The following is an 11,985-nucleotide window of genomic DNA, read 5'->3' as shown; positions in this document are numbered from 1 at the left end:
GGCGCGAGAAGCAAGGGAACCGCCGATGAGCAAACCGACGTTCTTTGTCGAGGTCGTGCGCGCCGGGCGCGAACAGGACCATCACGATTACTGGGTGCTGGGCCGTCGCGCCAGCCGTTCGGGCGAGCCGCTGAGTGCGGACGCGGTGAGCTTCGTCGAAGCGGTCCGCGCCAGCAATCGCAGAGAGGCGATGGTGCTGGTCCGGCGCAAGTATCCCGGACACGCGCTGGCCGGAAAAATCGACAAGGCCTGAGGCCTTGCCGCGACGCGGCGGCGGCTTGTTACCATGCGGCGGCGATGCGGAGCGCCTCCGCGCCCGCGCAGCACCGCCGTCCGGTTCGCCAATCGCGCCGGCCGCATTCGCACTCGCACTCGCCCCTCGAGCCGCCGCCAGAGGACCGATCGTCTTCTACCCAGGTTCTTGAGTCATGCACATTCCCGTACCGATGGATCGACGTCGCAGCCGATGCCGTTCGGCCCGATACCGTTCGGCCCTGTTCGGCGTGATGTTCTCGCTCGGCGCGTGCCTGGCGTTGTCGCCGGTAGCCGCGCAGCCGCGCGATCCGCGCCAGACCATCGGCCCGACCGTCGCCGACGCGCCGTCGGCCGCGTACCGCTTCGAACGCTTCGTGATCGAAAGCGCCGACGGCCGACGCCGCTGGCGGGTGACCTTGGGCATTGCCCTGCAACGCGCGCCGCGCCACGGGTTTTCGGCGCTGTACATGCTCGACGGCAATGCGGCGTTGATGGAGTTCGACCAGGCCTTACTGGCCGAACTGGCGCGCGGCGCCGCGCCGGTGCTGGTGTTCATCGGTCACGACAACGATCTGCGCATCGACACGGCGGCGCGTACCCGCGACTACACCCCCAGCGCGGCCCTGGGCGAGGGCGGCGTGCGCAGCGGCGGCGGCGCGGATGCCTTCGCCGAGGCGATCGTCGAGCGCATCCAGCCCGAAGTTCGGCGCCGGGTGCCGCTGGACCGGTCGCGCGAAGCCGTCTGGGGCCATTCTTTCGGCGGCTTGTTCGTGTTGAATCTGCTGTACACCCACGGCGATGCGTTCGCGACTTGGCTGCCGGCCAGCCCTTCGCTGTGGTGGGATCAGGGCATGCTCCTGGGCGCGCCGGAGCGGGGCTTTTTCGAGCGCAAGCGACAGCGGCCGGTGAGCGTGCTGCTCATGCAGGGCGAACGCGAGCGCCGACCCGACGAGGCTGGGCGCGACCGCGGCGATCCGCGCGTGGCCGCGCATCTGGCGCGCATCGCCGCCGCGCCGGCCGACGCGACGCAGCGGTTGGCCGAGCGCCTGGATCGCAAACGCGGCGCGCAGGCCTGTTATCGATCGTTCGCCGGGCTCGATCACGGGCCGATGCTGCGCGCTTCGGTGCGCGCGGCAGCGCAGATCGTGGCAGCCGATGCCCGCGCGCCGTGCCGGCAGGGGCAGGCCGTGTCGCAGCTGCCCAAGGCGCGCGGCGCGTAAGCCGCCGCCGCCCTTCGCCAATGGCGTGGTGTGATTTATCCTTGCGCGCCATCCCTCAAGGAACAACGCACCGTGGATTTGGAAACGATCGGAACCGTGCAGGAAATCGACAGCGTCCAGGAAGTCAACCGACTGCTGGAAGAGGGCTGGGTGATCCTCGCCATCGCCACCGGCAAGCATAACGAAGGCGAGCCGTGGATCCGTTACTCGCTCGGTCTGGAATACGAGGACGAGGAAGAAGACGAGGACGAAGAGGGCGAAGCGGAGGAGTGATCCGCGGTGAAGGGGGTGACGCGCGTGGACCGCGCGCGTTCGGTCGCCTCTGCCCGCCGGCGGGGCTGCGCGCCCCGGCGGTGCCGGCGCGAGCAAGATGGCGGTGTTAACCGCCGTGCAAGATCCACCTGGACTCGTTCCAGAAAAAGGCCGGCATTCGCCGGCCTTTTGTTTGGCGATCCAACCACGGCGCGCGCGCCGGCGATTCAACCGCCGTGGCGATAGAGCTGAACCGGCTTGCCGGATGCGCGCTTGATCGCGCCCTTGGCTTCCAGGTCCAGTTGTACCGCCTTCAACCACCAGCCGGCGGTCTTGCCTTGCGGAAACAAGTCGTCCGGCAGCAAGGGCAACAGCGCTTGCTTGGCGTCGGCGACCTTCAGTCCGGGTGCCTGTGCCGGCAACACGGCCAGCAGCGCATCGCGCATCGCAGTGTATTTGGCGCGATCGACTCGCTCGGTCCGTCCCGGGCTGTTGACGTTCTCGATCTCGATCTTCTGCTCAGGCATCGATCTTCTGCGCGACTTCGATCTTCGGGTTGCGAAAGCCCATCGCGATCCACGCCCACAGCAGCTTGGCGTAGAACGAGGGCGTATGCGTCTTCAAGTTGGGAATGTCTTGCGGCAGCGCGCAGGCATCGGCCAGATCGCCGGTCATGGTCCGCAGTTCGGGTTTCGGCCGCGACTGGCTTGGCCACAGATGCAGATACAGGCTCAGCCAATGCGCACCCTTCATTTCCAGGAACACCGGCGTGTTGCAGCAGCGGGCCACCACCCGGCGCGAGCCCGCGCTCGGCGACAAGCGGAATTCGCCCAACTGCTCGGCGCCCGATACGATCCGCACCCGGTCCTTTCGGTATTCCGCGCTGGCCGTGGCGCCGTAAGAGGTCAGCAAATTGCCGGCGCCCGGAAGTTCGGCCAGACGCGCCGCGGCGGCGCGGCAGCTGTCGCACAGGCATTCGGAAACCAGGATCGGCGCCTGCCTCACCTCGAGTCGCGTTTGTCCGCAGGCGCATCCGATGTTGGTGATGGTCGTGGTTGCGTTCATTCCGGCGCGCCCTGCGCGATATGGAACAGGTGGCGGATGTATAGGTCCAAATGGTCCAGGCTTTCGCACGCAAGCTGAGGATCGTTGCCGGCCTTGGCCAGCACGAAGCCGCCCTGGATGACGGTCTGGGTGTGCCGGGCGAGGCTTGCGGCGCTCCATTCGGCGTCGATGCCGCGTTCGCGTCGCGCCGCCTCGATGTCGGCTTCCAGCGTGGCCGCGTGGCCGAAGATGCTGCGCCCGCAGGCATCGCGGATCTGCGGAGCGCTGGCGTGCACTTCCTGCGCCATGGTTCCGACCAGACAGGTGAACTGGGCGAAGTCGCCGGCGATGATCGCCTTGCGAAACGCGACGTATGCCAGCACGCGCTCGAGCGGATCGGCCGGCGCGTGATAGGGCGCGGCGCGGAAGAACGCGCTCGTGGTCTGTGCCCAGAACTCGGCCGCCGCGACGCCCAGCGCGTCCTTGCTGCCGAAGTGGTGGAAGAACGCGCCCTTGGTGACGTCGGCCGCCTTGCACAGATCGTCGACGGTGGTGGCCGCGAAACCCTTGGCGCGGACGATGTCGCGCGCCGCTTCGAGCAGGCGGATGCGGGCGCTGCCGCGTTCGGGGGATTGTTTGGTGAGTCTGGCCATGTCCGAAACATACCATACGGTCGGTATGTGTCAATCGACCGGTTCAGGAGGCTCGGCCAGCTTCGGACGCGGCCGGGCATTGCGGCCGATCGGCGCCAGGCGCAGAGTTCGGACAAATCACAGGAGCCGTGGCCATGGACCTGACCGCCGGGCCGAATACCCGATGGAGCGCCGTTCGGATCGCAGCGATGTCGGGGGCCGTGTCGTTGCACGCGGCGCTATTGCTGGCGCTGACCCTGCCGGTGGTCGCGTCGATACAGCACGGCGACGAATTCTTCGTTCCGTATGACGAGCACTGGTGCTATTACGAGTGTCAATTGCTGTCGGAGTTGGAGAGCCCGTATTACCACTACGCCGCCGACGGCGTGACGGTCCGATCGGTCACCGCGGTGCCGCTCGAGACGGAAAATTCAACCGCGTTGCCCGAAATCGCCGCGAGCGCGGACAGGCTTACCGCACCGGTCGATCCGTATACGCGTACCTTCGATGAGCGTGCGCGTACGGTGGAACTTCAGATCCTGGTGTCCGCGACCGGCGCCGTTTTGGCGGTGGACGTCCTGCGCAGCAGCGGCGATAGCGACCTGGACCGCCAAGCCAGAACCAACGCGTGGGAGCGCTGGCGATTCAAGCCGGCCTTCGATGGCGGCCGCGCGGTTCCATCGTCGGTGATCGTCGCCATCGAATTCGATTTCCGCGGCAAGAGCGAGAAAGAACTGCGGCACGAACCCTGGCGCAGGGTGGTTATCTAGGGCGGCTTGTGCGGTTGGCGGCACGAGGATTCGCGGCGAAGCTTGGACAGTGCCTGCACATGCACGGCCGATGCAGGGTCCGCGGCCGGGCGATAGCGAAATTCATGGCGAGGTTGTGTTGCTTGTCCGGCTCGGAGCGCTGGACCTCGACCGCCAACAAAAAAGGGCCGGAAACCCTTGAATTCAAGTGTTTCCGGCCTGTCTTGGACCCTTGCGGGTCAACCAATTGGTGGGGTGGGCTCTACCGAACATTGACCGGAAACGACCAATCTGCGCGGAATTGTCGCGGATGCCGAGGTGGGTTACCGCCAAAGTTACCGCCACGATGGCGCGGCTTGCCTCCTAGGCTCGCCGGGCGATGGCCTCGGCCACCCACTGCTCCACTTCGGCCGACACCCATCGAGTGGTGCGCATTGAGAGCTTGATTGGCTTGGGGAAGCTGCCAAGTCGGCTGCGCTCCCATATCGTGCTTTCGCCCAGTCCGACGATCTGTACGACTTCGGCGATTGGTAGTAGACGAGGGGCGGATCGGTTCGTGTGTTGTTCGTACATAGGTGTCCTCAGAAGTGATGAGGCCCACCGGCAGGGTCGCTGCGGATGGGCCTTAAGTGCTCGGCGGGTGCCGGCTATGGTGCGCCGGGAGGAGAGGGGGGATGGAGTGAACTTTCGAGGGTCAGATGCCCCCACGGAAATTTGCAGCGGATATTTCGGCTCTGCCCGGGGCGCACGCATGTCGGGACGAGGCGCTATTTCTTTACTGGCGGTCCCTTTGTCGCAGCTTGAAGCTCTTTACCCAATCGAGGAACTCGGGAAAGGGCTTGGTAGGAACCGCTTCTGATGCCTTGCCGATGGACGCAGCTTGCTCATCGGCCATCTGATCCATAACGCCTAAAGTTTCAACGGTGCCGTAGGCCACTGGCATCGGGCTGCTTCGGAGTTGCTGCTTGATTTCGTGGTTCCGGCGGACGGCGGCATCGCTGCGCTCGATCTCGAACTCTCGCAATAGCTGCGCGGCTTCTAAAGGATCGAATATCAATGCATCGCCACGGGGTGATGATGGATCAGTCACCGGAAACCCGTTTGGGAGCAGAACGACGAACTGCGATGGGTCATGCGGGTATGGAGCCGCGTAGATGCCGCGTATCAGGTCTGGCGACAGCGCTCCCTTTTTAGCTAGTCGTTCGGCCGTGACATTGGCGATGGTCTGGATTGCTGTCTCTGTGCCGGGCCGTGCGCCGCCGCGGGGGACCATGCGTCCATTCACCTCGATCAGGCCGCCCAGTACGCGACGCTCGGCCATGCGAAGGTTGTCCATGGATGTAGCGTTCGGGTTAGCAAGGGCCATGCGGATTGCCTGCTGCTCGATCTGCATCTGCACTTCGCGTGTACGAACGGAGCCGTTGGGAAGGGTGGGATTGTCCTTGTAGAACTGCGTCGTGGCCTGGCTGATCTCGAGCGCCACGTCAACGCGGCGGCCTTTCGTTGCACCGGTGGGCAGAGCTTGGATGCTCTCTTCCGGCGTCATGCCGAACTTCGACACGTTGTCGTGGTGCTGAGCGAACAGAGTTGCATTGCTCTCCGACAGGTAGCGGTCAGCAGCGATCGGGTCGATCTTCACCAGCTCGGCGTACAGGTTGTAATTCGCGGTCAGGTTGCGCGAGGTCGTGCGACCCAGCATGTCCTTGAGCTGCGGGACGACGATGCCGGCGCGGGTGTAGCGTTCGATGACGGCCTGTTGCACCTTGCGATCACCGCCGGTCACCGCTGCGGCCCATTCTTTCTCGGCCGACTTGTTGAGCTGCGAGTCGGTCAGCGACAGGGCATTGCCTGCGTTGATCGCGGCGATCACCTGCTTGTGCTCCTTGGCGCGGTTCGCCTCGCTCTGCATGTGCTTGAGGCCGGCGTCGTTCTGATCGATCCAGCGGCGCACGAAGGACAGACGGTCCTTGCCGTGCATGCCGACCTTATCGGCCAGTGCGTTGATGTCGCCGATCGCAAGTTGACCCTTCGAGGCCCGCCCCTGGAGCTGATACTCCATGCCGGACAGCATCTCGGCCTGCGCCTCTTCGAACTTGCGGGCACGCACGGTGGAACCAGCGGACACCGCGGTCTCGAACTTCTCGCCCCAGCCGGTGCGATCCCACAGGGCCGCCTTAGCGGAACCAATGGGCTTCTGGAGTGCCGCCTTTGCGTTCTCCGGGTCGATCTGGCCGGTCTCGATCAGGTCGATGTAGGCGCCCGACAGGATGTCGTCGGCGTCATTGTCCTCGAGGTAGGCGAACGCCTCGGTGTTGAGCGCGGCGCGGAAGTTGTTGACGCCCTCGGCCGTGAGCAGCGATCCGTCCTGCACACCATCGCGTGCGATCTGGCGTAGGTTCTCGGCCTGGCTGTCGAAGATTTCGGCCAGCTCGGTCTTTTGGCGGAACTCGACCACACCTTCCTGCATTTTCTGGATGGCCGGCTGCATCTCCTTGAGGATCGCCGCGTCCTGGAACTCAGGGGACTTGAGCATCTCGGCCATGCGTTCCTGCATGATCGGCGCGATGTCCTCGCCCGGCCGCAAGCCCGCCGTCGCCTTGGCGAGTTCGAGCTTGGTGGTGTGGATTCGGTTCGCGGCCTCGGTCAGGTAGTAGCCGCGCCGGTAGCCTGCGGTTTTGTCCGCGAGCGTCTCGGCCGGCTGCGCCGCGGTGCCCCCGAGGGATTCGACGGTGCGATCCGTCTGCCCCTGCGTCTGATCCTCGGCGTCCTTACGGACCGCGCGGTCGGTCTGGAGACGCGATGCAGCGGCGCCGAGGCGGCTGAAGACATCCACTGTGGCAGCACCGAGTGCGGAGTAGCCGCGCGACGAGTCGAGGTCTGCCTGCACATGAAGGGCCGGGTGTGCTGATGCTCGGGATGCGACTGTAATCCTGCGCAATATTTCGTGGCTCCTGATGCGTTGGCTCATGCTTTCGCGTCCTTTCCCGTTGCTTCTGCGCGCTGTCGGCGCTCGTCTATCGCGCGCGCGGCGCGTTGCATGGCTTTACTGCCGTAAGTGACTAGATATCCAGCGCCAAGACGAGAGCTGCGATGGGTGCAACAGCCGGAGTATCCGTATACGGCAATTGCTTCTTTGAGCTGATCCGGTGTCACAAATATCGTTCGCCAATCTGACAACAAGGGTTGCGGGGCTCGCATATTTCGATATTCCTTTTTGGCCGCATAAGGCAATATCCCGTCTGATTAGATCGGGGCTGAAGGGCAAGTAGGGCGACGATCTGGTCGCGGGCAGGTCTTTCAACGGGTAAACCGTCATATGGGTCTACGCATCCCAGCGAAAGAACATGCGTAAGGGCGCGGGGCTTGAGTGGCGAGGCTCAGCTTGTAGCCGAAGGTGTCAAAGGGCGCCTCGTTGAGCGCCTGCTCCGTCCAGAACCACTGATTTATCCAACGTGGTCTCAAAGCGTCTTGACCAGCCTCATTAGGCTGTCTGCGAAACGACGCGCGATTCATGTGGTGTCGATGAAAGCCCACGAAATCCGACGGACCTCTCGCTGAGAGGTTGTCCCATCTAGAACCACCGATTTATCCAGCTCGGTCTTGGAGAGTCCTGGTGGCTTCATCCAATGACAAAGCTAGCGGTTCCCCAAGTAGAAGGCCGTGGCGCATGATGAAGGGGAACGCGCGCCTTTTGCGACTTCAGGCTGAGTTGGGGCGGGCAAAGGGTAAAAGGCGCAGAGAGTTCTGGGCAGATGCAGCAATGAGGCTGTCCGCTGAACGTCCTGGGGCGCGGATGGATTCCAGCAGCAGCGATCGAATGCTACGGAACCTAGCGGTAGTGCCGCTCATTCGCGTGCTTACCGCACGCTAAGCAGGTGCGGTGCGGGCTGTACGGCTCGTACTTCTCTATCCCCAAAGGGCCGCCGCAGCGCGGACACAGGGGGCCGTCGCCACGCTCTGCTTGTACAAGTCGGTAGGTCACCCAACCACCGTAGAGCAATGCGAACCCAAAGCCCAGAAGCGGTATCCAGCGCAGGATGTCGAACATGCCGGCGGTTAAAGCGCCGCTCCTCAACGGAGCCAAGACAACCATCAGGAGACAAGACGTTACTGTGGCCACAACTGCAGGCCAGTAAGCGCGAGCCGTTTTGAACCAGTCCATAACAGCCTCCTTGTGCTAGACGCTATCCCGCCCCAGTCGCATAGACTGAGACAGGATAGCGAGCCATCGTCTTACGGTTCGATGGTAGGCCACTGACTTTCGATGTGCTGCGCCATGTCGTCCAGCATCTTTAAGGTTTCGTGCCTCATGGGCTGACCTTGGAAATACTTGCCGGAGAACAGGTCAATCAGTTCGAATTGATGCGGCTTGGCCTCAACGCTGTTCTGCGTCAATACCCAATACCCGAACTCCAGCGTAAGGCGAGCTTCTTCCGGGTCGCACTGAACACCCTTCTCATGGAAGTAGATGTAGCGCACCTCATCACCGTCGATCGCTACAACGTGCGGCGAGAAACGGACTTCAAGGCTGCGCACATACGCTTGGTAACGATGCCCGGAAATAATCCTCAAACGACGCTTCGCATGCGGTGAAGCGATGAATGACTCCAGCACCCGCATCGAATTGTTGCGGCGTGTTTCCTGAGCGATACCTTGCAGCTTTGCGCGCGCATCGATGATACCGGGGAAACCTCGTTTCATTACGTCACGAATGCCTGCGAGGGCCTTAGCGTAGTACGGCTGCATGAATACCTGAGGTGTGCCCTTGGGGTATTTCTGGTCGTGCAAGAACCGCATTTGCCGGCTAGCGGACATGCGCATGAAGCGCGCGAGGTTGCGATCAGAGAGACGGGGCTTCGGTACAACGGGGGAGAGCTTAGGGATGATGCTCATGTTGTTGTAGGTCCTATAGCAATCTACGAAAAAAAGAGGGGCGACCTTGCGGCCGCCCCTCCAGTTCCTCATTTCCCGCGCGATTTCGACGGCGAAGGCTTCGGAGCGTTGTTGCGCTCAGTGACCGTCGTCGACTTGTGCTTCTCGGCGTATTGCTTCGTTACGAATTCGCCGGTCTTAGCGCTGCGGTGTTGAGTGATCTTCTTGTCAGCCATTGCTGTTCACCTCTGGGTAGTTGGGATTGAGTCATTGCGACTGTCCAACGGGACATCGCCGGCTCCGCAGAAGGAGTCGTGGATGGCCCTGTTACCGGAGAGGTGGAAGACCTACGTAGATGCTTTACGAAGTAGCTCTTTGGGAGATATACTTCTGCGTCCGCCAAGACGCACAGCTTTGTAGGCTTCCACTATCCGTATTTGGACAGCTTTGTCCGGACTTCGGATTGTTGTTTTCTCCTTAAGCTGTGAGTTGCTGTACCCCGAACGCCTCGCCTGCAAGCGAGGCGTTTGCTTTTTGGGATGGATCGTTGCCGATTCTATCACCATTTAACAAGTTGGCAAGTGTGCGGGACGACTGCTAACCACAATATGTAGTCTCATAAATTGAGACTGACCACTACCTGCTGTGTTTTCGCGGAATCTGAGCGCGAAGCTGAGTGCACATTCTGCGACTCCTGCTGTCCCTTCCAGGCAGCCCCTTTTTTCGCAGATTGGGATGACGCTCAAGCTTTTCAAGGGCTATGAGAGGGGCTTGTCATCGAGCTATTCGGTCGCTTCGTCCGGGCACTCGACGACGACCAGGTCGGCGCCCACATCGGCAAGAACAACACCGGCAATATCGGCGTGTGCTACGTCGGCGGCATGTCGAAGGACATGAAGGCACCGAAGTACACTCGCACGCCACTCCAAAAGGTGGGCTTGCGAGACGTCGTGGTCCACTACAAGTGGAAGTGCCCCGGCATGGTCGTCCGCGACCACAACGAGTGGTCCGGCGTCGCGAAGGCGTGCCCTTCCTTCGACGTGTTCGAGTGGCTCAAGGCGGAAGGGTTGTGACCCGCAAGCAGGCGGTCTTCAAGGGCCTGTTGTTCGCACTGGAGCGGGCGCAGCGTTCTTGGCTGCGCTCGCCTTGTGCCGTGTCCTGTGAGCGCTGGTGGGCGCTCAGGGAGTCGTACTGAGCGCCAGCTGTGAGGCACATTGCACGGCATCGCCGTGATAGCTGAGCCATGCACCATGTACATACGTAGAAAACACAATACCCATTCCGAGTAATGCCGGAAGCATGATTGCGGCCAGAGCATAGGGCCACAGTTTCGCAACTTTAAGGGTGCTCAACAGCATGCGATAGGAGGCGCGCTGCACGTGCGTCATGCCTGAATCTTTGTCATCCAGCGCTTCCCGCAGGATCGCGGACGCCGACTTCAAATCCAGCGGCTCAGGCGACTCTAGCAGCCGAGGCGATGATTCGACCTGATTGACAAGCGACATCATCGCGATATTCAGGACTACCAGACCAAAGACCATCCACAGGACGTAAAGAACTGCCGATAGGGTAATACTCGCTCCCGCCAACATGTGCGACGTAGGCGTCGCACAGCCCCCAACGTTCTTCCACAACGCAAAAAACGTCACATAACCAGCTGCAATGAAAAGGGAGTTGAATGAAGCGCCCTTTTCCATGGCCTTAGCCATCAGTTCGAAGTGACGCACCTGATCTTCGTCAAACTTTGGCATGTAAGCCTCCCTGCGGCCACGAACAAGCGTGAGAACTGGCGGTCGAAGTAGGATTCGAGCTCAGAGAGGTATCGCTACTTCACTGGATTTCAAGACAAGACCAATGCCTGAAACCGATCGGCCATCCGTCCGTATCTGACCACCCCTTGGGGCTGTTGACAGCCCTGGTATCATATATAGAAACCTAAGGTGTACCTAAAGGTCTATCTTAGGTTTCCACCTTAGGTCTTCTATTTAGGTTCTAACCGTAGGTGGATCACTTAGGTAACACCTGAGGTACTCCACCGGTTCTCCTGAGGTTCTCTTGTGCTGCCCCGCATCGCCGCCGCCGCCGTGCTGATCCGGATCGTCTCACTCAAGAGGTTACTACGACCGTGGCGATCCCAAGCAAGACCTCGATCCTCGATCTAGAGGACGACTCGCCGGCCAAGCCGCCGAACATCCTTAAGCAGGTCGCCGAGGCCGAGAAGCGCAACGACGGTGGTTCCCGCCGCTCGATACAACGCCGAGCGAAAGAAGCGCGAGCAAGCCAAAGCTGAGGCGCACTGAGAGCCGCTTTACGCGATCCCGAGTGACACCCGCCACCATTTCGTCCGGCGCCGTGCGCGGCTCTCCTGCGCTATCCTGCTGCGATCTACAGGGACGCAGGGGATCATATGGCAGCTCCAGCTGGCGGGGGTACCGATTGGTCGATGTGGGCCGCCTGGGCGCAAATGTTAGTCGCCCTGCTCGCTCTAGCCTTCACTATTTCCGAAAGTAGACGCTCTCGCCGAGAGAGGCGCCTTGAGCGATTAGCTGCTGCTTCTCAACGGCGAGAAGAGCGCGCCGAAGCTGATCGCGACCGGTGCCTACGTTCAAAGCCGAGCCTATTTGGGGATTGGCGTCTTGATCCTCTGCCCGGCGCGGACACGGCGGAATTTATCTTAAAGAATGTGGGCCTGGGGCCTGCGAACGTCGTTGGGTACACGGTGGTCTTCGACGGGCGCCGGCTGGCCGACCTAGACGATGAGAATTTTGATTGGGTCTGCGACCAATTAGGCATCCGTGCCGACTCTGAGGGGCACTACCCCGCACTTGCGCCGCACAGCTCGATCGCACCAGGGGAAACCTTGAGATTAGTGTCCATACGCGTCACGCAGCGTGACGCCGAATCGGCATCGGTCAATGAACTGCCAGATCGCATGCGATTTCACATCGGTTACACGTCGAT

13 protein-coding genes are annotated in these 11,985 nt (G+C 61.9%); 5 read left to right on the top strand and 8 right to left on the bottom strand.

Translation table 11 applies throughout. The annotated features are described in order from the left end of the window. Positions 1-25 precede the first annotated feature (25 nt). From ACTOWJ_RS24350 to ACTOWJ_RS24340, 3 genes are all read left to right on the top strand, one after another. Positions 26-253, top strand: a complete 228-nt coding sequence (locus ACTOWJ_RS24350) for a hypothetical protein (RefSeq protein ID WP_441337207.1) — start codon at positions 26-28, stop codon at positions 251-253. Positions 254-428: 175 nt separating this feature from the next. Further along, entirely contained in the window at positions 429-1,475 is a 1,047-nt protein-coding gene (locus ACTOWJ_RS24345) for an alpha/beta hydrolase (RefSeq protein ID WP_441337206.1), read from the top strand. 72 nt (positions 1,476-1,547) lie between these two features. Continuing rightward, a complete protein-coding gene (locus ACTOWJ_RS24340; RefSeq protein ID WP_441337205.1) occupies positions 1,548-1,748 on the top strand; it encodes a hypothetical protein in 201 nt (66 codons plus the stop codon). 206 nt (positions 1,749-1,954) lie between these two features. On the opposite strand, the gene ACTOWJ_RS24335 is transcribed toward ACTOWJ_RS24340, so the two are convergent. From ACTOWJ_RS24335 to ACTOWJ_RS24325, 3 genes are read right to left on the bottom strand one after another with little or no spacing between them, the layout of a single operon-like run. After that, positions 1,955-2,254, bottom strand: a complete 300-nt coding sequence (locus tag ACTOWJ_RS24335; RefSeq protein ID WP_441337204.1) for a DUF6958 family protein — start codon at positions 2,252-2,254, stop codon at positions 1,955-1,957. Continuing rightward, positions 2,247-2,792: a GFA family protein gene (locus ACTOWJ_RS24330; RefSeq protein ID WP_441337203.1), complete on the bottom strand. Its 546-nt coding sequence runs from the start codon at positions 2,790-2,792 to the stop codon at positions 2,247-2,249. The genes ACTOWJ_RS24335 and ACTOWJ_RS24330 overlap by 8 nt, the downstream gene beginning before the upstream one ends. After that, positions 2,789-3,424 (bottom strand): TetR/AcrR family transcriptional regulator, encoded by a 636-nt coding sequence (locus tag ACTOWJ_RS24325; protein WP_441337202.1) that lies wholly within the window; start codon positions 3,422-3,424, stop codon positions 2,789-2,791. Before ACTOWJ_RS24325 ends, ACTOWJ_RS24330 begins: the two co-directional genes overlap by 4 nt. Before the next feature lie 134 nt (positions 3,425-3,558). Here ACTOWJ_RS24325 and ACTOWJ_RS24320 point away from each other — a divergent pair, with 134 nt between their 5' ends. Then, positions 3,559-4,173, top strand: coding sequence for an energy transducer TonB (locus tag ACTOWJ_RS24320; protein ID WP_441337201.1), 615 nt, complete (start codon positions 3,559-3,561; stop codon positions 4,171-4,173). Between the two features lie 342 nt (positions 4,174-4,515). On the opposite strand, the gene ACTOWJ_RS24315 is transcribed toward ACTOWJ_RS24320, so the two are convergent. From ACTOWJ_RS24315 to ACTOWJ_RS24300, 4 genes are all read right to left on the bottom strand, one after another. Then, positions 4,516-4,725, bottom strand: coding sequence for a helix-turn-helix transcriptional regulator (locus tag ACTOWJ_RS24315; RefSeq protein WP_441337200.1), 210 nt, complete (start codon positions 4,723-4,725; stop codon positions 4,516-4,518). 202 nt (positions 4,726-4,927) lie between these two features. Then, positions 4,928-7,120, bottom strand: a complete 2,193-nt coding sequence (locus ACTOWJ_RS24310; RefSeq protein ID WP_441337199.1) for a hypothetical protein — start codon at positions 7,118-7,120, stop codon at positions 4,928-4,930. Positions 7,121-8,385: 1,265 nt separating this feature from the next. Continuing rightward, positions 8,386-9,045: a hypothetical protein gene (locus tag ACTOWJ_RS24305; RefSeq protein ID WP_441337198.1), complete on the bottom strand. Its 660-nt coding sequence runs from the start codon at positions 9,043-9,045 to the stop codon at positions 8,386-8,388. 68 nt (positions 9,046-9,113) lie between these two features. After that, entirely contained in the window at positions 9,114-9,260 is a 147-nt protein-coding gene (locus ACTOWJ_RS24300; RefSeq protein WP_191968982.1) for a hypothetical protein, read from the bottom strand. A 645-nt stretch (positions 9,261-9,905) separates the two neighbouring features. Here ACTOWJ_RS24300 and ACTOWJ_RS24295 point away from each other — a divergent pair. After that, entirely contained in the window at positions 9,906-10,097 is a 192-nt protein-coding gene (locus ACTOWJ_RS24295; RefSeq protein WP_441337197.1) for a hypothetical protein, read from the top strand. 105 nt (positions 10,098-10,202) lie between these two features. On the opposite strand, the gene ACTOWJ_RS24290 is transcribed toward ACTOWJ_RS24295, so the two are convergent. Then, positions 10,203-10,775 (bottom strand): hypothetical protein, encoded by a 573-nt coding sequence (locus ACTOWJ_RS24290; RefSeq protein ID WP_441337196.1) that lies wholly within the window; start codon positions 10,773-10,775, stop codon positions 10,203-10,205. Positions 10,776-11,985: the final 1,210 nt, after the last annotated feature.

It is taken from the genome of Lysobacter sp. CA199, from assembly GCF_052078715.1.
In the GTDB taxonomy this organism is placed as follows: Bacteria; Pseudomonadota; Gammaproteobacteria; order Xanthomonadales; family Xanthomonadaceae; genus Lysobacter.
This window is presented reverse-complemented; position numbering and strand designations above follow the sequence as displayed.